Here is a 20,985-nt window from a genome sequence, read left to right as displayed (position 1 = left end):
TTCACCCAGAGGTGCAGGTGGCTCTGGTGTTGCCTGCTGTTTTGATCGATGTGTCAGAAGCCCTCTCTGACAGAGAACCGCTGGTTCTTCTGTCGCATGCTTTCAAAAAGGCCCAAGATGTCCACCCATCCTCCAGAGCTGTACCAGATTTGCTTGCAGGGCACCCTCGATCAGGGCTGGTCGGAGTGGCTTTCCGGGATGCAGGTTTGCCCGAATGCCTCTGGAAACACCGTGTTGACCGGACCCCTTGCCGATCAGGCCGCTTTGCATGGCCTCCTCAAAAAGTTGCGGGATGTGGGGTTGCCCCTGCTTTCCCTGCAACGCCTCGAACCCCCAGAAAGGACCGAAACATGATTTCATTGCGCACCCGTGCCCGGGTGGTTGGCAGCTTGTTTTTGCTGGCTGCCGTCACCGCCATCATTGGACTTTTCCTGTACAATCCTGTTTTGCAGCATGCCGATTATGCCTTGCAGAACGATGCCCAGCAGACCCGCATTGCCACAGGGGCATTCATGGAGGTGCTTCTGGCCCTGTCCATGATCGGAATTGGCGTCGGGATGTATCCGGTTCTGAAAAAGCTCAGTGAAACCCTCGCCCTCGGGTATGCCTTTTTCCGGTTGCTGGAATCCACCATCGTGATTGTGGGCATGCTGGCGTTGCTTACTGCGGTGACCCTCAGCAACAACCTGCCCACCTCTGCACACTTGCAACCCGAGGCCCACCTGCTCACCACACGCATGCTGGTGGCCCTACACGACTGGACGTTTTTGCTGGGTCCCAACACCGCTCTGGGGGTCAGCACCTCGATGATGTCCTTTTTGCTGTTCAGGCATGGACTGGTTCCGCGCTGGATTTCTGCTCTGGGTCTGGTGGGCGGTCCGATGATTTTTGTCTCTTCGATTCTGGTGATGTACGGGCTGTATGCCCAGCAGTCTGCGTGGGGTGCGGTGGCTGCACTGCCGGTCTTCCTGTACGAGATGAGCGTGGCCGTGTACCTGATTGCGAAGGGCTTCCGTGGCAAACCCGATCAGCCTTCTGCCGTCCAGAGCCACTTGCAACCCTCCTGAAAGGTGCTGTCCATGAGAGCCATTGAGTACTTCCGTTACGGTTCCCCCGAGGTCTTGAAATTCACCGAACTGGCCCCAAAGCCCGTTCCTGCCCCAGATGAGGTGCTGGTCAGGGTGCATGCCTCCTCGATCAATGCAGCAGATTGGCACCTCCTGACCGCAGACATCTTTCTGGTGCGGCTTCAGATGGGATTGCTGTCTCCCAGACGCAACATCCTCGGATTGGATGTGGCTGGAACCGTGGAAGGGGTGGGCTCCAGCGTCACCCGTTTCAAAAGGGGAGAGGCGGTTTTTGGGGTGCTCCTGAATTTCAAAGTGGGGGCCTTCGCGGAATACGTGTGTGTGCCAGAGCGTTTTCTGGAACGCAAGCCGGAAAACATCGGTTTTGAGGCCGCGGCAGCCACCCCTCTGGCGGCCATCACTGCTTTGCAGGCTTTGCGGGATCTGGGTGAGGTACAGCCCGGACAGCAGGTGTTGATTCAGGGGGCTTCAGGAGGGGTGGGCAGTTTTGCCGTGCAGGTGGCCAAATTGCTCGGAGCAGAGGTGACCGCTGTGTGCAGCCCTCAAAAGCAGGTGCTCGCAAAGCAACTCGGGGCGGATCAGGTGCTGGATTACACCCGACAGGATTTCACCACACTGGGGAAGCGTTATGATGTGGTTCTTGGGGTCAACGGGCACCGCTCCCTCTCGGATTACCAGAAGGTCCTGAAACCCCGGGGCCGTTATGTGATGATCGGCGGAACCCAGAAACAGATGTTCGAGGCCCTGTTCTTGGGAGGCTTCAAGTCCAGCAAAACAGGCCAGCGTTTCCAGACCCTCACCCTGAAATTTAGCCCTCTGGATCTGCCTTTTCTGCGTTCCCACCTGACGCAAGGAACGCTGGTTCCGGTGATCGACCAGAGCATCCCTCTGGCGCAGCTTCCAGAGGCCATGAGACAGTTTGGTCAGGGGCGCAGCAAAGGCAAAATTGTGGTCACGGTTCAGCCCTGAAGGCAGGCATCACAGGGGTTATGATGTGGCATGACCGTTCATCACCTTTCCAGCAAGCACATCCACACCGTCTGGGATGCCAGCCTTTCCCCGGCTTTGACAGTGAAGTCCGGGGACACCGTGGTTCTGGACACCCTCGATGCCTCTGGTGGAAGGGTGGCGCGGGAAGTGCAACAAGGCAAGCACCTCGTCCCAGAGCGTTTAAAGGAAACCATCGTGCGGGATGCGTATGTTGCTTTGCCTCCAACGCTCGGGATTGGGGGTCATCCGCTGACAGGCCCCATTTGGGTAGAGGAGGCCATGCCCGGAGACACCCTGATGGTGGAGATTTTGCAGGTCCAGTGCGCAGATTGGGGCTGGACCGCCTGCCGTCCCAAGGGCATTGGTTTGCTGGATCAGGAACTCGCAGACACACTGGGTGAAGGATACACCCACCTCTGGGACTTGCGTGCTGGCACCCATGCAGAATTTGTGCCCGGAATTGTGCTTCCTCTGGCCCCTTTTCCGGGGGTGGTGGGTCTTGCTCCAGCAGAAAAGGGACCCCACCGCACCAGTCCACCCCGTCGGGTGGGCGGAAACATGGATGTTCGGCAACTGGTGGCCGGGAGCATCCTGTACCTGCCCATCGAAACCGAAGGTGCCTTCTTGAGTGCAGGCGATCTGCATGCCGCTCAGGGAGATGGTGAACTGAGTGGGACAGGCATTGAAATGGCGGGTCAGTTGACTTTGCGTGTGTCTGTTCGCAAGGACTGGACCATCGACAGTCCGGTGTTCCAGAGCGGTCCCGAGCCCACCGACCTCTGGAGCAAAGGCTCTTTTGGGGTGACCGGGCACCACCCGGATTTGATGGAGGCTGCCCGCATTGCTGTGCGGGGCATGCTGGAGCACTTGCAGCGCACTTGCGGTCTGACTCTGGTTCAGGCTTATGTGCTTTGCAGTGCCTGCGTGGATTTGCGGATCAGCCAGTTGGTGGATTGGCCCAACATGACGGTCAGTGCCCTGTTGCCCCTCAGCATCTTCAAGTGACCCCACCCAGAGTGAACCCCAGAGATGGTTTCCTCTGGGGTTTTGTTGTGGTACAGTCGAAGATGTCGTTTGAAGGTTTCGAAACCCGGAATTTCATTTTATGGATGAACAAACAAATTGGCCTTTGATCTGATGTGAAGTTGAATAATTGTAATGTTTTTGTGATCTGTTTTTTGATGTTTAATTGCATTAACAATTGCAAAAACCCTTTCAATTTGTAAGGTTTGTGTATTTGGAATTTTTTACAAATCTCTTGGGTCATCGCTCGTTTTGATTGTTTCTGGGGGATTGTGTCGCAGGGTAATAATTCTTTAACAATCGAATCGGTTATCCTTGACTTTGTTTTGCAAAACGGTTAACTTGTGTTTCGCATTAACCGAAGGAGAGGATTCATGCCTCACAACATGAAGTTAAGGCCCCCCGAAAGTCCATACCGTTCACCACCCAGAGTCATGATTTGCTCTGGACTCTCAGAAGTCATGAAGGTCAAATTGATTCAACAGGTTGCTGTTGCACATCAATGGCAGATTGACACATGTCATCCCGGCATGGATGTGATTGAGCACATCAAAAACATCAAGCCCCATCTTGTGGTTGTTGAGTGGTCCAGCAAACCGCTTGCCAAACACATCATTGACCATGTGCTTGAACATCAACCCCAGAGTTGCTTGCTGGTGTTTGCTTTCTCAAATCAACCTCAACTGAAAGAACTGAAAGACCAACATCCTGCCCTGATGGTGCTTGCCACCCCAGACACCCGCACCCTCAGCATGGCCATTGAAAATGCCGTACAGGCCCAATTCCCGGAATTCCCCCTCCAGAGTGGCAGATTGCGGTTGCCAGATCCACCTTCTTCTGCTGTTCAGGACCTCCCACAGGATCCCATGTTCTTCAAAAGACCTGCACGCCCGGAACCCGCACCCAAACCCGAAACCACCCCTGTTCCCACCGAGGTCCAAGCACCTCTGGAAACCCCCCAAACATCCCCTGCACCACCAGAAAGAGAGGCCTACAACATGAGTTCCATCAACGAAACCCTCAACGCTGCCCTCAGCACCATTGACGGCGCAACCGCCACTGCCCTCGTCGAATACAACAGTGGAATGATGCTCGGTTCCGCCGGAGGTGGCGTCAACCTTGAACTTGCCGCAGCAGGCAACACCGATGTGGTCAAAGCCAAAATGCGCACCATGCAGTCCCTTGGCATCTCAGGCAGCATCGAAGACATCCTGATCACCCTTGATAACCAGTATCACATCATCTACTTGGTGCCCGGACAGACCCTCTTTTTGTACCTCGTGCTGCAAAAAGACCGTGCCAATCTCGCTCTGGCCCGCTACAAACTCAAAGCTCTGGGCGCAGAACTCAAAGTCTGAGTCACTCAAACGTTCAAAAGAAAACAGCCCGGAATGTTCCGGGCTGTTCTTTATGCAGTTTCACAAATGGTGTTGGCTGATCTGAGATGTCCTGTAAGAGGATTTCTTGCTGTCCACTGTCCAATGTGAACTTAAACTGGCTTTGCAGATCAAGGATGCAGCTTCACCAGTTGCTTGCCAAAGTGCTTGCCAGAGAGCAAATCCATGAACGCCTGAGGTGCATTTTCGATGCCTTCAGTGACCACCTCGTGGTGCTTCAGTTCACCGGAAGCCACTCCCGCCCCGAGTTCCTGCAGGGCCTGAGGCCAGATCTCGGGTTGCTCTCCAATGATGAACCCTTCAATTTTCAGGCGCATGGTCAGGATCAGAGAGGGTTTTTTGAGGGGCACCTGCTCGCCATTGTAACCGCTGATCATTCCGCACACGGCAATCCGTCCGAAGGGGTTCATGCGGTCCATCACGGCATTCAGGATGTCACCGCCTACATTTTCAAAGTACCCATCAATGCCGTCTGGCGTCACTGCTGCCAGATCTTCAATCAGGTTCCCGGCTTTGTAGTCAATGCAGGCATCAAAACCCAGTTCCTGAACCACGAAATCACACTTCTCTTTTCCACCAGCGATGCCGACCACTCTGGCTCCGGCTTTTTTCGCCAATTGTCCGGCCAGACTGCCCACCATTCCGCTTGCACTGCTGATCACCACGGTCTCGCCTGCTTTGGGGGTGAGCAATTTGTACACCCCATACCAAGCGGTCACACCGGGCATCCCCACAGGCCCCAGGTAAGCCTGCATGGGAATCCGTGAAGCGTCCAGTTTTTGCAGGCCCTTTCCAGAGCTGACCCCGTACTGTTGCCAGCCAAAGAAGCCCTGCACCACATCTCCCACCTGAAAATCAGGGTTTTTGCTTTCCATCACTTCGCCAACGGTGCCCCCCAGCATCACTTCGTTTAACGGATGGGGTTTGGCGTAAGACTTGCTCTCACTCATGCGCCCCCGCATGTATGGGTCAAGGCTCAGGTAATGGTTTTTGACCAGCACCTGACCGTCTTGCAACACTGGGACAGGGGTTTCGGTCAATTGAAAGTTGGATGGGGTGGGTGCGCCTGTGGGCCGGGAGGCCAGTAAAATTTGTTTGTTCGTCAAGGTCATGGGGTCACAATAAACTTGAACCGGATGCAAAAAAGCGCTCTGGTCAACAATTGTGGGTACAGGATGGCAACATCAGGGTCAGCGCAAAGTCTGACTTTTGGCATGTCACTTGAAAAAGCGTTCAGCGATCAGCCATCAGCTTTCAGCAAAAAGCTCACCAAAAGGCTTTTGCAAACAGCAAAACAAAAAGACACAAACGGAACGCCACTCAGACTTTCCCTTCAACAGGCAGCCAGAAAACTGTCCTTATTGCTGACGGCTGATCGCTGACGGCTGATGGCTCTTGGTGTTGGCATGGCCTGACAGCGACTTTAGGCTTACCCTGATGGCAACATGCCGCCAGAGAACCGGCGACATGCTCAATGGTCATGATTCGGCAAAATCATCTCAGGACACACTGGTTTGTGGTCCATGATTTCAGTCCAGTTCGGTCAGGTACAGTTGCACCCTTCCCCCTGTTCGGAAGCGTACAGGATGCGTTTTCCATCCCAACTGAAGGTCGGGTGGCAGTGGCTTTCCTGCGTGTGCCATGAGGTGCCATGTGAAAGCAGCACCTCCAGAGCGGCCTGTGCTCCTTGCAGGTCAAGCAAGACCAGATGGTCCAGACCGTCACCGACCAGTTCATCGAAATCAACAGGTGAACACACGGAGGCCCATGCCAGAAAGTTCAGGGTTCGGGCAGGGAAGGCTTCTTCTGAGATGACCTTCAACCAAAGATGTGGCATACTGCCAACAACAGGAGCAAAAAATGTGGTGGATTGTGGCCGGAGTGGTGCTGGTGATGGTGGTTGTTTTTGCGTACTGGATGCGCACTGCGCCACCAGAGCCAGACCACCACAAAGACGAACAGGACCTTTGAAACCCCTGTATGCATTTGAACAGGGGTTTCAACTGTTTTCTGAAGAAACGCTGCTTGCAAGGCTTGAGCAGCTGTTCCTTTCAGAGTACTGTTTTCTGGGCTTGCAAGGCTTGTGTTTTGCGGGGTTGGCAGGTTCACTTCGAAGCAAAAATTTATTGTCTGAAAAGAATAAAAAATATTTTACAAAAATCTGATCAGAAAAAATTGTCTCTTAGGAATGCTCTGGATCGGTGTTTTTGGAATGATGATGTGACATTTTTGCAACACAAATAAAATTCTTTCACTTATACTGACGGAGATGGTCAGGTTTGGCACAGATGGATGGAGAGATGTCATCGCCGAAAACTTCACATTCGAAAATGTGAGGCGGGCCTCTCAGGCCTATGCCAGTCACATCAGAGCACACCATCCAGAGGGTGCACCTGTGGTGGTGGGTTACGACACCCGTTTCATGGCCCGGAATTTTGCACAGGCCTGTGCAGAAGTCCTGTCGGCCAATGGCCTGACGGTGCACCTGTCCGGGCAGTACCTTCCCACCCCTGCCCTCTCTTATGCGGTGAAACGCTTTGGAGCGGTGGGTGGCGTGATGATCACCGCGTCCCACAACCCCCCCCAGTACTGTGGCTTCAAACTCAAAGGCAGCCATGGAGGAAGCGCCACCCCACAGATGGTGCAAGAAGTGGAGAACCATCTGGGCACTGTTCCGGCTGTGTTTGATGCCGGTCGTCACCCGATTCACACCTTCGACATCCAGAGGGCCTATTTTGACCACCTGATGCAGGTGCTGGACCTGGGTCTGCTCAAGCATCGCCCTTTGCGGTTCTTTCATGACAGCATGGGAGGTGCAGGATGCGGATGGATCCGGGATTTCCTGCAGCATGCTGGTCTGGATCACATTGATTTTCAGGAGGTGCACCCTGAACCGAACCCCATGTTTTATGGTGTTTGTCCCGAGCCCATTCCACAAAACCTCCAACCCCTGTGTGAGGTCATGCAACAGGAAAAAGGACTCACCTTTGCTGCAGTGACCGACGGAGATGCAGACCGCATTGGTGCAGTGGTGGCCGGAGGACATTTTTTCAACTCCCACCAGATCTTTGCCGTGCTCCTCAAGCACCTGCATGATCGCGGATCGCGCGGACGGGTCATCAAGACCGTTTCGGTTTCGGCTTTGCTGGATGTCCTGTGCGAAAAACTGGATCTGGAAGTCACCACCACCCCCATCGGCTTCAAGTACATCACCGAAGAAATGCTCAAAGGGGATGTGCTGATCGGCGGCGAAGAATCTGGAGGTCTGGGCATGCCAGACCACCTTCCCGAGCGGGACGGCATCCTGAATGCCTTGCTCTTGCTGGAAGCGGTGGCTCACTCTGGAAAAAGCCTCCCTGCCCTTTTTGCGGAACTGGAAGCCTTCACCGGCATCCACCACGCTTACGACCGCCTGGACCTGCACCTTCCCACGCAGGAAGCTGCCCTTGAGGCAGTGGCCAGGTTGCTGCAAAACCCTTCATTTCTGGGCCGTTCTGTGCTCCATGTGGAGTCCCGGGATGGCACCAAATGGCACCTCGAAGGCCACGCCTGGTTGATGGTGCGATCCTCTGGAACTGAACCTGTGCTGCGCGTGTATTGTGAAGCCCCCACAAGCACCGAAGTTCAAGACCTTCTGCAAAGTGCCCGTGCTTTGATGCAGTCATGAACCCGAGTCTCGTGAGGAGGAATCCATGCAAGAGAACCCTTTTGTTCCAGTGGTCCTGGCCGGAGGCAGCGGTGAGCGTTTCTGGCCCCTCTCCAGAAAAGCCAAACCCAAGCAGTTTCTGACCCTTGACGGAGGACAGGAAAGCCTGTTGCAGGCCACTGTGCGGCGCTTGCAGCACACCTGTGGCACACCAGAGAACCTGTTTGTGGTGACCTGCAACGACCACCGCACGCTGGTGCTGGAGCAACTTCCAGAGCTTCCGGTGGAAAACCTGCTGGTCGAACCTGTGGCCCGGGACACTGCCCCTGCGGTGCTTTTTGCGGCCCTGACCATTGCCCGTCACCAACCCGATGCAGTGCTGGGCATCTTTCCATCCGACCAGAAGGTTCAGGATGAAGCGGCATTTCAACGCCTGATTCAGGATGCCATCGAACTTGCGCTGCGCCAGCAGGTGATTGTCACGGTGGGCATCACCCCGGGGTACCCTTCCACTGGCTATGGGTACATTGAAAAAGGAGCCGAAACCCTTGCTCTGGAGCACCACCGGGCTTTTGAGGTGCGCCGCTTCGCCGAGAAGCCAGATGTGGACACGGCAACCGCTTTCCTGCAAACGGGAAATTACGCCTGGAACAGTGGAATGTTCATTTGCTCGGTGCAAACCCTGCTGAAAGAGTATGCCCGACATCAACCCGAGCTGTTTCACCAGATGGAGCAGGCCATGCAGGTCCGTGGCAGGTTGCGCGAGGTCTTTCCCACCCTTCAAAAAATCAGCATCGACTATGCGGTGATGGAACGTTCCAGATCCATCATGGTGATCCCGGCGGATTTTGGCTGGGACGATTTGGGAGATTGGAATGCTCTGGAACGCCTGCTCAGGAACGACTCTCCAAATGTGGCGGTGGGTCGCCATGTGGGCCTTGATACCGGCGGAGCGATCCTGTACACCACCAGTGGGGACGACCTGATTGTGACCATTGGACTGGAAGACCTGGTGGTGGTTCGCACCAGTGAAGTCACCCTGGTGGTGCGCAAAGACCGCACCCAGGACATCAAAAAAGTGGTTCAGCAAATCAAGGGACATCCCGAGCTGCTGCGATTTGCCTGAACAGGCATTTCAAAGGTTTGTTCTTCCTGCTGGCTTCAGGCCAGCAGGTCAGGGGTTTCATTTCTGGATGGATTCAAGTGGCCATTTCGCACTCGGGGTGAACAGCTCACCCCTCGGGAGGAACACCATGAAAGCGATCATTCCCGCTGCTGGACTCGGCACCCGACTTCGCCCCCTCACCTATTCCAGACCCAAACCTGTTTTGAAGGTTGCCAACAAAACCATCATCCAGTACGCCATCGACAACCTGATGGAGGCAGGCATCACGGACATTGGCATCGTGGTTTCCGCCCAGACCCTGCCCGACATCACAAAAGCCCTGAAGAACCAGCCCGGAGCCGACATCACCTTCATATTGCAGCACGAGCAACTGGGGCTCGGGCATGCCGTCCGGACCGCTGCGGATTTTGTGGGTCAAGATGATTTCTGTGTGTACCTCGGAGACAACCTTTTTGAGCATGGCATTGCTGCTTACCGGGAGGCTTTTTTGCACTCTGGAGCAGATGCATGGATTGCCCTCAAAGAGGTGGACAACCCGTCTGCTTTCGGGGTGGCCCGGCTTGATCCTGAGGGCAGGATTCAGGACCTTCAGGAGAAACCAGAGGTCCCCGAGAGCAACCTTGCGGTGGCCGGAATGTACTTTTTCCGCAACTGCATGATGGAGCACCTGCATGCCCTGAAGCCGGGTGCCCGGGGTGAATACGAAATCACCGACGCCATCCGGGGCTTGATGGCTGCCCGGGGCAACGTGGTGGGTCAACGGGTGGAAGGCTGGTGGAAGGACACCGGACGTCCCGAAGACCTGCTGGACGCCAACCGTCTGGTGCTGGAAACCCAGGCCCGGTCCATTCACGGCAAGGTGCAAAACAGTGTGCTGGAAGGCCGGGTGGTGGTGGAAGAGGGGGCTGAAATCAGCGATTCGATCATCCGTGGCCCGGTGCTGATCGGCAAAAACACCCGCATTTCCCACGCCTACATCGGTCCCTACACCTCCATTGGAGAAGGGGTGTCCATCCAGCACTCTGAAATCGAATTCAGTGTGGTCAACGATGAGGCCACCATCGACAGCATCGATTGCCGGATCTCACACAGCATCATTGGGCTCAAAGCACAACTGAACAGCATCCGTGAAAGGCCCCATGCGGCACGTTTCATTGTGGCAGATGCCAGTCAGGTCACCATTCCATTGATGTGAGGTTCCAGACATGCAGCCAGATCCAGCCCTTCAACCCTCACATGACATGCGAACAGGCCGGGGAGCCCCTCCTGAAGGAAAAATTTCACGGACGAACCCTTTCAGGAACCTGCACAGCAAAGTGCACCGCCTCAATCCCCTGTTGAATCAGGTGGCCATTGTGCTGCCCAACTTCCTCAGCATTCTGCTGTTGAAAAAATTCGGACATCCGGGTGAAGCCGGTCATCTCGCCCTGCTCACATCCTTTGCATGGCTGGTTTTCGGGATTGCCAACGCCTTCAGTCTGGAGCATTCCATCATTCGGGTGTCCAGCATGTCCCCTGTGCAGCGTGTCCAGGAGGTGACCCGGCAGTACCGCACCCTCGCCCTTTTGCTCGGTGTGCTGTGCATTTTGAAGGTGCTGTGCTTCCAGACCCTGTTTCCAGACATCCCTCTGGGGGTGCTTGCGCTGGATGCGGTCAGTTCGTTTTTTTACCTGAGCTTTTGTTTCTGGTCGCGCCTCACCCTCATGCTGCCGCAGGTCCAGAGGTTTCTGACGCAAACCCTGATGCTGTCCATTGTGGGTTTTGTGGCGGTTGGGGCCGCTCTGGTCTTCTGGAATGCCATCAGCATTGAACACCTGCTGGTTCTTTCTGCGGGGGTGTATTTTTTCAGTTGCTGGAGGATTGTGCGGTTGTGGTCCATTGATGCGGCCTCCCTGATGCATGCCCCTGTGGAGTACCGGGAAAACCTGCAATACTTCAAAAAAGTGTACTGGGGAAGTTTGCTTTCCTGGATTCCCACCAACATCTACTATTACTTTCTGGCTTTCTTTGGGGACACCCTCACGGACATTGAGAACCTCCGGGTGATCCTGATTTTTCAGCAACCGTTGATCCACATCATCACCTCTTACAACGTGGTGGGCATTCAGCGGCTCAGTGCTGCAACAGACCGACCTGTGGCTGCCCGCAAAATGATTTCGCGATGGTTGCTGGGGGTGCTTGGTGCTGTGGTCGCCGTGAACCTCTGCTCGGTGTGGATCCTTGACCTGTTTGACATCCAGTCCCTGACCAACCGCGTGGTGTTTTCCATCGTGTCCCTGTTGCCCATTTTCACCTGCATCATCACCGTGGCAGGTGCCCTGTTCAAGCTGGAAGGCCGGGGAGAGGTCACTTCGCACACCGGAACTTTTTCTGCCTTGTTTGACCTGACGGTGGGGGTGTTTCTGGTCTGGAAGTTTTCGATGCTGGGCGCAGCTGTGGCCATGGTGAGCAGTTTGTGCATCAACGCCATGCTCCTTTTGCGGTACTCCCTGTTTCTCGGGAAGGTGAAATGAATGGCAGAGCGAACTTTTCTTTCTGATGTGAAAGCCAGGCACACCAAAGAATCCACCCCCAACCCAGAGCAGGCCAGAGATGGGTCCATGAGACGCCTCAAGGTGTGCTTGCTGACCAATCAGGTGACCCCTTACCGTTACCCGGTGTGGAAACACCTTGCCAACCAGGTGGCTCTGGACATCATCGTGCTGTCCCAGCGGGAAAAGAACCGGATCTGGGACATGGTGCAGGTGGAGGGCCTCAAATTTCAGGTGCTGAAGGGCTGGTCGTTTGACCTTCCCCGCTTCGATGCCATCATGTACTACAACCTGAGGGTGTTCCGGCACATTTTCTGGCAGCGTCCGGATGTGGTGATCATTTCCGGCTACGAGAACTTTTCCTACCTGAAAGCCCTGCTGGCTTGCCAGTGGCTGGGCATTCCGGTGGTGATCTGGTGGGGCAGCCACCAGTACAGCAGCCGCTCTGGGGGATGGGGGGACCGCTTCAAACGCTGGATTTTTGGCAGGGCCAGCCACTTCATCACCTATGGGACCCTTTCTGCACGTTATCTGCAAAGCCTCGGGATTCCGGCTTCTTCCATCACGGTGGCAACCAATTCGGTGGACACCCAGCACATGGCCTTTGTGCCCAAGCCTTCCGGAAAGCTGCGTTTGCTGTATGTGGGACGGCTCACCGAGGCCAAAGGCATCCGTGAAATGCTGCAAGGGATTGAGCGTCATGGCCGATCCTGGGCCGGGGCTTTTTCGCTGACCATTGTGGGTTACGGTCCTCTGGAAGGACTGGTCAAGGATTTCATCGCAGACCATCCAGAGCTGGACATCACCTATGCTGGCGCAACCCGCAATGAAACCGAAACGGCCCAGCACTACCAGCAGAGCCATGTGCTGATCATGCCGTCATGGGGTGAGGTGTGGGGTCTGGTGGTCAACGAAGCGCTGGCTTATGGCTGTTATGTGGTGGCTGCCAGTACCGCCGGGGCCACCTTCGATCTGATTGAGCAGGCCCCATTGCCTGTGGGTCATGCTTACCCTCCTCGGGATGTGGAACAACTGGCAGATGCCCTGCACAAGGCCCAGATGCTGTACCAGCAAAATCGCATGGATTTTGAGGCCATTTCGAATTGGGGGCATCGGATCACCACATCGGATTACGCTGAAAAACTGCATGTTGCGGCCTGCGAAGCACTGAAAAAGGAGGGCAAGACATGATGGATACACCTGCTGTGTGGGAAAACAATCCGCCCTCCAAATGGGTGAGCATCGGTTTGCGGTTTCGCACCCTGTTGTTTTTCATCACGCTGGCAGCCGCCCTGCTGGGTCTGGGCTGGTCTTTCGCTTACGGTCCATTGTGGTTGCCAGAGACCATCAAAACCGGTTTGTTCTGGTGTGCCACCCTGGTGTTGCTCTACAGCCTGATCTTCAATGGCATCACCGCTCTGGTGTTTTGCATGGTGCTGCTTTACATGCCGCTGTCTTCGTTGCACCTGTATGCACCGCAAGGGGAGGTGGCCCCGTACTTCAACAACTTTTTCGGGATGGTGGACCGGTATGGCCTGCTGATCCTGATGTCCACATACCGCCTGTACTTTGTGGTGGCTCTGGTGGTGGTGTTCTTCAACACGCGGATTTCCCGGTTTGAGCGGGGTGCCATCGAGCGGTTTGCTGTGTTCTGCCAGAGCATGCCCATTCTGGTGCTTGAAGTCTTTGCTCTGCTGGCCATGCTTTCTGCGTTCATCTACAAACCCAACCTGCACCTCGGATACGCCTACGGCACCGGCATGACCAACCTGCTGCCCGGCAATGCCTGGAATGTGCTGGCGGTGGTGTTTTACTGTTACCTGATCTTTGGGCGCAAACCTGCCCTGGTGAAGCTGGCTCTTGTGTTTGTTCCTTTGTGGTTCCTGCTCAATTACGCCCGGGTGGAACTGCTGGGATTGTTCATTCTGTATGCCTATTACGCCCGTCTGCAACAGTTCAACGCTGTGCAGCGAACGGTTTTTGCGGCCTCTGCCGGTCTGGTCGGCGTGCTGTTCATTGTGATTGGTGCCGTGCGTGGAAAAGGCTGGAGCAACCTTTCGAGCCTTTCTGTGGATGTGCTCAATTCCATTCTGAATTACAGCACCGTGCAGGACGTGATTTATGCAGCATGTGCCGCAGTGCAGTACGTTTACAACACCGGACACCACTACACCGTGCTGAACACCTGGCTGTATGCCATTCCCTCGTTTTTCTTGCCTTACGACATCACGCCGGGCTCATTGCTGGTGTCACAGGCCCTCAAGACCAACAACGGTTTGTTGATCTCTGGTGAAGGCATGCTCAATGGTGGGGTGTATGGGGTGTTTCTGGTGGCCGCTGTGGTGCTGGCCGCTTTTGCACTCACCCACCTGCTGTTCCGGTCTTCCACGTACCTGACCGTTTCCATTTACATCATCACCCTGTGCAGTTTGCCCCGACTGGTCTGGTACGGCTTTGATTTTTACATCAAAAACCTGTATTTCATCCTGCCACTCACCTATGCGGTGTACCTGATGGTGCTCCACTGGTCGAAGGCCCTGAGGAGGAAATGATGAAAATCGGCGTGGCACTCACTTCTTTTTATCCTGCCACCGACTATGGTGGTCCGGTGGCGGTGGCCCGACAGCACCTCGACAGCCTCCAGCAACTCACCCCCTTGGAGCCTCTGGTGATGTGCTCCAATGTGCTGGAGGTGGCAGACCGCAAGTACCTCCCTCTGGACACCACCCGGGAAGCGCAAGGGGTGAAGTACTACCGTTCTTTGGCCCTCACCCGCAAATTCACGGGCATTGTCAGCCTTGAACTGCTGGTGAAAAACCTTTCCGCCGTCCGGCAGTGTGAAGTGGTTCACATCCACTTTGCCCGGGAGTTTGTTCCGGTGATGGTGGCCCTGCAATGCCTGCTGGCCCGCAAACCTTTTGTGGTCCAGACCCACGGCATGGTGGTGCGCAAACCCGGTTTGTTTGCCCGGGTGCTGGACCGTCTGGTGATTGCTCCGATCCTGAGCCGTGCCAGCAAAGTGCTGTACCTGCAGGCGGAAGAACGCAAAGAATTGCAGCATTACACCCGGGGGAACCTGCACGAATTGCCCAATGGCATTGAGCTGGGTCCGCAAGCTTCCACACCAAAAACGCCCGAGTACAATTTCCTGTTTCTGGCCCGGTTGCATCCCCGCAAAAGGGTGTTGCGTTTCATTGAATTGATTGAGGGCCTCTGGAAGCAGGACAACCGGGTGCGGGCACGCATTGTGGGACCAGATGGGGGCGATCTGGCCGCAGCTTTGCAAAAAATAGAGGCTCTGGGATTGCAGAAGGTGATCGAGGTGTGTGGTCCAGCCAACCGGCAGCAGGTGGCCGAGCACTTGGCCTGGACCGATTTTTACCTGCTGCCTTCCCTGAACGAACCTTTTCCGATGACGGTGCTGGAAGCCTTTGCCCACCGTCGGGTGGTGGTGGCCTGTGAAACGGTGCAGATCCGCAAAATGTTGATCCGCCATGACGCAGCCCTGCTGATCCAGCAGAACAACCCGGAAGCGGTGGCCCAGATTCTGGACCTGATGCACAACGTCAAACGCCGTGCCGAACTCATTGAAAATGGTCACCGTCTGGTTCAGGAGGAGCTTTCCAGCCGCAAAATCGGAGAAAAACTCCTCACCGTCTACCGGAGTGTGGTCCATGGATGACCATGCCCTGAAAAGCATTGACCTGAGCCGTGCTGGCAATGCCGATGGCATTCGCACCCGCAGCAAAATCACCGAACTGTTGTGGTATTTCATGGAAATGGCTGTCCTGTACAACCCTCTGGTGCTTTCTTCCCGCATGAGGGCTCTGGCCCTGAGGATGTTCGGAGCGCAGATCGGGCAGGGGGTGGTGCTGCGCAGCAGGTTGCGCGTCAAATATCCCTGGAAGCTTGCCATCGGAGACCATTGCTGGATCGGTGAAGACGTCTGGATCCACAACCAGGATGAGGTGCGCATTGGAAAACATTGTGTGGTTTCGCAGGGCACTTTCATCACCACCGGATCCCATGACACCCGCAAAACCATGGGTCTGGTCACCCGACCTGTGGTGCTCGAAGACGGGGCCTGGGTCACCTCTCGCTGCATTGTGCTGATGGGGGTGACGGTGGGCCACAACAGCATCATCACTCCGGGCAGTGTGGTGCACAAAACCGTGCCCCCCATGGGCGTTTATGGGGGCAACCCCCTGAAATTCATTCAAGAAAGGAGCATCGACCTTGAAAATCTGGATCAACAGCATCACCACTGACCGCACCTCCACCGGGGTGCCCAAATACAGTGCAGAGATGGCCGATCACTTCGCCCGGACCTGTGAAGTGACCGTGGTTGCAGGGGTGCCCCACTATCCCGAGTGGAAACCCCGGGCCGGACACACCAACCGCCGTGGGGTTTTGCAGCAGGGAAACAGCACCACCCACCAGTTCCCGCTTTACCTTCCCGGACCAGAGCGCATGTCCTCACGCACCCGCCTGATGTATGAGGCTTCCTTTGTGCTGAACAGTTTGCCTTTCTGGCTGATGCGGGCCTTTTCATCCAGCAGGCCTGATGTGCTGATCACGGTTTGCCCCTCCTTGTTGTCCTCTCTGGGACCCCTGCTGTACTCGGTGTTCACCCGCACCCCGTGGGTGTTGCATGTGCAAGACCTGCAAGTGGACGCAGCGGTGCGACTGGGCATCATCCGGCAGGGTCTGTTTTCACGGTTGCTTTTCCGTCTGGAGGAGTTTTTCCTCAAGCAGGCCAGCTTTGTTTCCACCATCACCCCGGCCATGAAAGACCGCATCATCAGCAAAGGGGTGCCGGAAGACCGCCTGATGGTGTTCCCCAACTGGTCGGATGTCTCGTTTGTGAAACCCATGCCACGCATGAACGCTTTTCGCCAGAGGCATGGCATCGCTGAAGACGAAACGGTGGTCCTGTACGCCGGAAACATGGGAGACAAACAGGGGCTTGACCTGATTGTGGAAGCGGCCCTTCAACTGGAAAACCCCGCAGGTCTGCGTTTCGTGATGGTGGGTGAGGGGGTCTCGAAGCGCCGCCTGATGTCTGCCGTCGAAGCCCACGGATTGCAGAACTTCCTGTTTCTGCCAGTTCAGCCTCTGGAGGTGCTCCCCGAGATGCTGGCCGCAGGAGACATCCATCTGGTGGTGCAAAAACGCGAAGCCGCAGACATTGTGATGCCCTCAAAACTGACCAACATTCTGGCAGCTGGACGGTCTTCCATCGCCACCGCCGATCCCGGGACCACCCTTGCACAGGTGTTGCTGGACCACCAGTGTGGGCTGGTCACCGAACCCGAAAACGCTGCAGCACTGGCAAAGGCCATTCAAACCCTTGCCGGAGATGTGGAACTTCGCACCAGACAGGGTCTTGCTGCACGCAAGTATGCCGAACGGCATCTGGACCAGACCGCTGTGCTGGATGCTTTCCTGAACGACCTGGACAACCGTTTGCGAGCCCGTCGCCCTGCCGCTCTGGCAGCAGAAATCCTGAGAGGTCGAAAATGAAACGCATTGCTCTGATCACTGGCATCACCGGACAGGACGGCTCTTACCTCACCGAATTGTTGCTGGCCAAAGGGTATGAGGTGCACGGCATCATCCGTCGGGCCAGCACCTTCAACACCGACCGCATTGACCACCTCTACGACGATCCCCACGATCCAGAGGCCAGAATGTTCCTGCATTATGGGGACCTGTCGGATTCCAGTGGACTGCGCATCTTGCTGGAACGCATCGAACCGGACGAGGTGTATAACCTCGGAGCCCAGTCCCATGTGAAGGTCTCTTTTGACCAGATGGAATACACCGCCGATGTGACAGGTCTGGGGGCACTGCGTTTGCTGGAAGCCATCCGGGATTACAACAACCGCACCGGCAAAAAGGTGCGTTACTATCAGGCGTCCAGTTCGGAGATGTTTGGTGCAGCCAAACCCCCTCAGGGCCTTCACACCCCTTTTCATCCCCGCAGTCCTTATGCGGTGGCCAAAGTGTATGCCTTCTGGCAGACCGTGAACCACCGGGAATCGTACGACCTGTTCGCCTGCAACGGCATCCTGTTCAACCATGAAAGCCCGAGGCGCGGTGAGACTTTCGTGACCCGCAAAATCACCCGGGCGGTGGGGCGCATCAAAATGGGCCTGCAAAAGAAACTCTACCTGGGGAATCTGGAGGCCAAACGGGACTGGGGACATGCCCGGGATTATGTGGAGGCCATGTGGTTGATGCTGCAACAAGACACCCCCCGTGACCATGTGATTGCCACAGGTGAGGCGTACTCGGTGCGGGAATTCGCAGAGCACGCGTTTGGTCTGGTTGGCTTGCGGTATCAGGACCATGTGGAGGTGGACCCCCGCTATTTCCGCCCTGCCGAAGTGGATTACCTGCTCGGGGATGCCCGAGAGACCATGGAACAGCTCAACTGGAAGCCCCGGACCTCTTTCGCTGAACTGGTGCGCGAGATGGTGGAGAGCGATCTGGAACTGGCCCGTCAGGAGAGAACCCTCATGCAGGCCGGTCATCAGGTGGCCCTCAAAGGGGTGGGGAACGCATGACTTTGCCACTGGATGCCCGAATTTATGTGGCAGGCCATCGGGGCATGGTGGGATCGGCCATCCTGAGGCATTTGCGGGCAAAAGGCCATGTTCACCTGATCACCCGCACCAGTCAGGAGCTGGATTTGCGGAACCAGCAGGCGGTGGAGTTGTTTTTTCAGCAAGAGCAGCCTGAATACGTGTTTCTGGCTGCGGCAAGGGTGGGTGGCATTCTGGCCAACTCCACTTTCCCAGCAGATTTCAGCTACGACAACCTCAGCATTGCCCTGAATGTGATTCATGCCGCACACAAACAGGGGGTGAAAAAGCTGCTCAATCTGGGCAGCAGTTGCATTTACCCCCGTCTGGCCGAGCAACCGATCAAAGAGGAGGCTTTGCTGACCGGTCCTCTGGAACCCACCAACCGTGCTTACGCGGTGGCCAAGATTGCCGCCATTGAGCTGTGCGACCATTACCGCACCCAGCATGGACGGGATTTCATCAGTGCGATGCCCACCAACCTGTACGGTCCAGAAGACAATTACGATCTGCTGGGCAGCCATGTGCTTCCCGCTTTGATCCGCAAGATGGTGGAAGCCAGAGAGAAAAAATTGCCCCACGTGGAAATCTGGGGCACAGGCACGCCACGCAGGGAATTCTTGCATGTGGATGATCTGGCCGAAGCCTGCCTGTTTCTGATGGAGCGTTTCAGTGCTGCAGGCCCCATCAATGTGGGCACCGGAGAGGACATCAGCATCCGTGATCTGGCGGTTTTGGTCCAAAAGGTGGTGGGCTTTGAAGGTCAACTGGTTTTCGATCCCACCCGTCCGGATGGCACCCCTCGAAAGTTGCTGGATGTGTCCAGAATTCAGGCCCTGGGATGGTCCGCAAAGGTGCCTCTGGAGGAAGGCATCCAGCACTCGGTGCAGTGGTTTGTGAACCATCGGGCACAGGCCCGGGTTTGACAGGGGGGTATTGACCTGTCTGCCGGGCCTGTGCCTTTCAGATGATAACACATTTCGAAATTGCGGATCTGATTTTTTTCAGATCCGCAAAATTCATGAACAAATTTTAAATTTATGAGCGAAAATGGCGTTTCAAAGCGAAAAAATCTGAGTACTGATATGTACAAAAAATCAAAACAATGGTAAAATTTCTCATGACGGTCTATAAGCATCAGAGTTACCACCATCCGATGACGGTTGCCCGCTCGGCCTTCTATGTGGGCCGACGGACCACCAACACCCTCGTTCTGGCTGGGTTCGATGCTCTGGCATGGGGCACAGCCTTTTTTCTGGCTTCCCTGAGTGCCCAGGCTTTCAGTGCCTTCCCGTACAACCCTGCCATTCTGGCGGTGGTGCTCACCTTCTGGTACATCGGAGCATGGATGGTGAAGTTCTACCCCGGTTGGGGAAAAGGGGTGGTGCAAGAATTGCGCCTCACCACCGAACTGGGCATGCTGGCTGCCCTGCTGACCTTGCTGGTTTACTTCTTCACAGAGCCCAACGTTTTGCGGGCCATCAACCTGCTCTTGATGTTCCTCGGGGTGCCCCTGTTGTTGGTCGCCCGCAACCTTGCCAAGGTGTTGCTGGGCAAAATGGGCCTCTGGGGGGTTCCTGTGGTGATTTATGGCGCGGCCAAAACAGGACAGATGCTGGCTGCAGCCCTGCAAGCTGAACCGGGAATGGGTTACCGTCCCATTGGCTTTTTTGACGATGATCCCCGCTGCCGGCACACCAGCATTCACGGGATTCCTGTGCTCGGGGACACCAGCCATCAAGATGCCCGGGCCCCGATTGCCATTCTGGCCATGCCCGGAGCACCCCGAGAACGCAACATCGACCTGCTGGAGGGCTCACTCAAGCAATACCACAAGGTGCTGATCATCCCTGACCTCTTCGATGTGCAGTCTTTGTGGGCCATCACCTGTGATCTCGGAGGGGTGCTGGGTCTGGAAATCACCCGCAACCTGCAAGATCCGTTCTCAAGGATGCTCAAACGCGCATTTGACCTGATCGCCATCGTGGTCACCCTGCCTTTGTGGATGCCGCTCTGCCTCCTGATCGGGTTGACCATCTGGCTGGAGGACCGCCAGAATCCCCTCTTCTTGCAAGAACGCATTGGAATGGGGGGCAAAATCTTCAAAACCTGGAAATTTCGCACCATGTTCCTGAATGCAGAGGCCATCCTGCAAAAACGCCTTCAGGAGGATCCCGCCTTGCGTGCCGAGTGGGAAGTCGACTTCAAACTCAAAAACGACCCACGCATCACCCGGGTGGGTGGATTCTTGCGCCGCACCAGTCTGGATGAATTTCCACAACTGATCAATGTGCTGCTTGGAGACATGTCGCTGGTGGGGCCCCGTCCACTGACCGTTTACCACAACAAAATCCTGCCAGAGCGGGCACAATTGATCCGTCAAGATGTGCGCCCCGGGGTGACAGGACTCTGGCAGGTTTCCGGTCGTTCTGACTCTGGCACAGCAGGCATGGCCCGATACGACCCGTACTATGTGCGCAACTGGAGCATCTGGCTGGATGTGGTGATTCTGGTGCGCACCGTGAAAGTGGTTCTGCTGCGAGAAGGGGCATATTGATCGGTCCCACAGATGCTGAAAGGGCAGGATTTCCTGCCCT

The 20,985-nt window shown here is 55.8% G+C and carries 20 protein-coding genes; 18 read left to right on the top strand and 2 right to left on the bottom strand.

Annotated elements, in window-relative coordinates:
- The first annotated feature begins 117 nt into the window (after nt 1-117).
- From Q371_RS02165 to Q371_RS27845, 5 genes are all read left to right on the top strand, one after another.
- The gene (locus Q371_RS02165; RefSeq protein ID WP_034335497.1) at nt 118-354 is read left to right on the top strand and encodes a hypothetical protein; all 237 of its coding nucleotides are present in this window, start codon (nt 118-120) and stop codon (nt 352-354) included.
- Nucleotides 351-1,067 (top strand): DUF4386 domain-containing protein, encoded by a 717-nt coding sequence (locus Q371_RS02160; RefSeq protein ID WP_034335496.1) that lies wholly within the window; start codon nt 351-353, stop codon nt 1,065-1,067. Before Q371_RS02165 ends, Q371_RS02160 begins: the two co-directional genes overlap by 4 nt.
- 12 nt (nt 1,068-1,079) lie before the next feature.
- Nucleotides 1,080-2,057: an NAD(P)-dependent alcohol dehydrogenase gene (locus Q371_RS02155; RefSeq protein ID WP_034335495.1), complete on the top strand. Its 978-nt coding sequence runs from the start codon at nt 1,080-1,082 to the stop codon at nt 2,055-2,057.
- 30 nt (nt 2,058-2,087) lie between these two features.
- Entirely contained in the window at nt 2,088-3,083 is a 996-nt protein-coding gene (locus tag Q371_RS02150) for an acetamidase/formamidase family protein (protein ID WP_034335493.1), read from the top strand.
- A gap of 548 nt (nt 3,084-3,631) precedes the next feature.
- On the top strand, nt 3,632-4,459 hold the full coding sequence (locus Q371_RS27845; protein ID WP_245618194.1) for a roadblock/LC7 domain-containing protein: 828 nt from the start codon (nt 3,632-3,634) through the stop codon (nt 4,457-4,459).
- A 149-nt stretch (nt 4,460-4,608) separates the two neighbouring features.
- Here Q371_RS27845 and Q371_RS02135 read toward each other — a convergent pair whose 3' ends face one another.
- A complete protein-coding gene (locus Q371_RS02135) occupies nt 4,609-5,610 on the bottom strand; it encodes an NADP-dependent oxidoreductase (RefSeq protein ID WP_034335490.1) in 1,002 nt (333 codons plus the stop codon).
- 24 nt (nt 5,611-5,634) lie between these two features.
- On the opposite strand from Q371_RS02135, the gene Q371_RS26775 reads away from it, so the two are divergent.
- Complete coding sequence (locus tag Q371_RS26775; protein WP_157442463.1) at nt 5,635-5,880, top strand: hypothetical protein; 246 nt, start codon at nt 5,635-5,637, stop codon at nt 5,878-5,880.
- Between the two features lie 161 nt (nt 5,881-6,041).
- Here Q371_RS26775 and Q371_RS27665 read toward each other — a convergent pair whose 3' ends face one another.
- Complete coding sequence (locus Q371_RS27665; protein WP_034335489.1) at nt 6,042-6,335, bottom strand: TolB-like translocation protein; 294 nt, start codon at nt 6,333-6,335, stop codon at nt 6,042-6,044.
- Between the two features lie 432 nt (nt 6,336-6,767).
- On the opposite strand from Q371_RS27665, the gene Q371_RS02125 reads away from it, so the two are divergent.
- From Q371_RS02125 to wbaP, 12 genes are all read left to right on the top strand, one after another.
- Entirely contained in the window at nt 6,768-8,165 is a 1,398-nt protein-coding gene (locus Q371_RS02125; protein ID WP_051963084.1) for a phosphoglucomutase/phosphomannomutase family protein, read from the top strand.
- Nucleotides 8,166-8,190: 25 nt separating this feature from the next.
- Complete coding sequence (locus Q371_RS02120; protein ID WP_034335487.1) at nt 8,191-9,270, top strand: mannose-1-phosphate guanylyltransferase; 1,080 nt, start codon at nt 8,191-8,193, stop codon at nt 9,268-9,270.
- A 127-nt stretch (nt 9,271-9,397) separates the two neighbouring features.
- Nucleotides 9,398-10,465, top strand: coding sequence for a glucose-1-phosphate thymidylyltransferase (locus Q371_RS02115; protein WP_034335485.1), 1,068 nt, complete (start codon nt 9,398-9,400; stop codon nt 10,463-10,465).
- A gap of 46 nt (nt 10,466-10,511) precedes the next feature.
- Entirely contained in the window at nt 10,512-11,783 is a 1,272-nt protein-coding gene (locus tag Q371_RS02110) for a polysaccharide biosynthesis protein (protein ID WP_157442462.1), read from the top strand.
- Nucleotides 11,784-12,992: a glycosyltransferase family 4 protein gene (locus Q371_RS02105; RefSeq protein ID WP_034335482.1), complete on the top strand. Its 1,209-nt coding sequence runs from the start codon at nt 11,784-11,786 to the stop codon at nt 12,990-12,992.
- On the top strand, nt 12,989-14,353 hold the full coding sequence (locus tag Q371_RS02100) for a hypothetical protein (protein WP_034335480.1): 1,365 nt from the start codon (nt 12,989-12,991) through the stop codon (nt 14,351-14,353). The genes Q371_RS02105 and Q371_RS02100 overlap by 4 nt, the downstream gene beginning before the upstream one ends.
- Nucleotides 14,350-15,483, top strand: coding sequence for a glycosyltransferase family 4 protein (locus Q371_RS02095; RefSeq protein ID WP_084571172.1), 1,134 nt, complete (start codon nt 14,350-14,352; stop codon nt 15,481-15,483). The genes Q371_RS02100 and Q371_RS02095 overlap by 4 nt, the downstream gene beginning before the upstream one ends.
- Nucleotides 15,476-16,069 carry a WcaF family extracellular polysaccharide biosynthesis acetyltransferase gene (locus tag Q371_RS02090; protein ID WP_051963083.1) on the top strand — a complete coding sequence of 198 codons (594 nt, stop codon included), beginning with the start codon at nt 15,476-15,478 and terminating at the stop codon, nt 16,067-16,069. Before Q371_RS02095 ends, Q371_RS02090 begins: the two co-directional genes overlap by 8 nt.
- Nucleotides 16,038-17,324 (top strand): WcaI family glycosyltransferase, encoded by a 1,287-nt coding sequence (locus Q371_RS02085; protein WP_051963082.1) that lies wholly within the window; start codon nt 16,038-16,040, stop codon nt 17,322-17,324. The genes Q371_RS02090 and Q371_RS02085 overlap by 32 nt, the downstream gene beginning before the upstream one ends.
- Nucleotides 17,321-18,370 carry a GDP-mannose 4,6-dehydratase gene (gene gmd / locus Q371_RS02080; protein ID WP_034335476.1) on the top strand — a complete coding sequence of 350 codons (1,050 nt, stop codon included), beginning with the start codon at nt 17,321-17,323 and terminating at the stop codon, nt 18,368-18,370. The genes Q371_RS02085 and gmd overlap by 4 nt, the downstream gene beginning before the upstream one ends.
- On the top strand, nt 18,367-19,314 hold the full coding sequence (locus Q371_RS02075) for a GDP-L-fucose synthase family protein (protein ID WP_034335473.1): 948 nt from the start codon (nt 18,367-18,369) through the stop codon (nt 19,312-19,314). The genes gmd and Q371_RS02075 overlap by 4 nt, the downstream gene beginning before the upstream one ends.
- Before the next feature lie 194 nt (nt 19,315-19,508).
- Complete coding sequence (gene wbaP / locus Q371_RS02070) at nt 19,509-20,945, top strand: undecaprenyl-phosphate galactose phosphotransferase WbaP (protein ID WP_169743772.1); 1,437 nt, start codon at nt 19,509-19,511, stop codon at nt 20,943-20,945.
- The last annotated feature ends 40 nt before the right edge of the window (nt 20,946-20,985 follow it).

This window comes from Deinococcus misasensis DSM 22328 (genome assembly GCF_000745915.1).
In the GTDB taxonomy this organism is placed as follows: Bacteria; Deinococcota; Deinococci; order Deinococcales; family Deinococcaceae; genus Deinococcus_C; species Deinococcus_C misasensis.
This window is presented reverse-complemented; position numbering and strand designations above follow the sequence as displayed.

Coding starts and splice junctions, on each gene's coding strand:
- Q371_RS02165 (WP_034335497.1), top strand. CDS start 118: ATGTCCACCCATCCTCCAGAGCTGTACCAGATTTGCTTGCAGGGCACC.
- Q371_RS02160 (WP_034335496.1), top strand. CDS start 351: ATGATTTCATTGCGCACCCGTGCCCGGGTGGTTGGCAGCTTGTTTTTG.
- Q371_RS02155 (WP_034335495.1), top strand. CDS start 1,080: ATGAGAGCCATTGAGTACTTCCGTTACGGTTCCCCCGAGGTCTTGAAA.
- Q371_RS02150 (WP_034335493.1), top strand. CDS start 2,088: ATGACCGTTCATCACCTTTCCAGCAAGCACATCCACACCGTCTGGGAT.
- Q371_RS27845 (WP_245618194.1), top strand. CDS start 3,632: ATGGATGTGATTGAGCACATCAAAAACATCAAGCCCCATCTTGTGGTT.
- Q371_RS02135 (WP_034335490.1), bottom strand. CDS start 5,610: ATGACCTTGACGAACAAACAAATTTTACTGGCCTCCCGGCCCACAGGC.
- Q371_RS26775 (WP_157442463.1), top strand. CDS start 5,635: ATGCAAAAAAGCGCTCTGGTCAACAATTGTGGGTACAGGATGGCAACA.
- Q371_RS27665 (WP_034335489.1), bottom strand. CDS start 6,335: ATGCCACATCTTTGGTTGAAGGTCATCTCAGAAGAAGCCTTCCCTGCC.
- Q371_RS02125 (WP_051963084.1), top strand. CDS start 6,768: ATGGTCAGGTTTGGCACAGATGGATGGAGAGATGTCATCGCCGAAAAC.
- Q371_RS02120 (WP_034335487.1), top strand. CDS start 8,191: ATGCAAGAGAACCCTTTTGTTCCAGTGGTCCTGGCCGGAGGCAGCGGT.
- Q371_RS02115 (WP_034335485.1), top strand. CDS start 9,398: ATGAAAGCGATCATTCCCGCTGCTGGACTCGGCACCCGACTTCGCCCC.
- Q371_RS02110 (WP_157442462.1), top strand. CDS start 10,512: ATGCGAACAGGCCGGGGAGCCCCTCCTGAAGGAAAAATTTCACGGACG.
- Q371_RS02105 (WP_034335482.1), top strand. CDS start 11,784: ATGGCAGAGCGAACTTTTCTTTCTGATGTGAAAGCCAGGCACACCAAA.
- Q371_RS02100 (WP_034335480.1), top strand. CDS start 12,989: ATGATGGATACACCTGCTGTGTGGGAAAACAATCCGCCCTCCAAATGG.
- Q371_RS02095 (WP_084571172.1), top strand. CDS start 14,350: ATGATGAAAATCGGCGTGGCACTCACTTCTTTTTATCCTGCCACCGAC.
- Q371_RS02090 (WP_051963083.1), top strand. CDS start 15,476: ATGGATGACCATGCCCTGAAAAGCATTGACCTGAGCCGTGCTGGCAAT.
- gmd (WP_034335476.1), top strand. CDS start 17,321: ATGAAACGCATTGCTCTGATCACTGGCATCACCGGACAGGACGGCTCT.
- Q371_RS02075 (WP_034335473.1), top strand. CDS start 18,367: ATGACTTTGCCACTGGATGCCCGAATTTATGTGGCAGGCCATCGGGGC.
- wbaP (WP_169743772.1), top strand. CDS start 19,509: ATGACGGTCTATAAGCATCAGAGTTACCACCATCCGATGACGGTTGCC.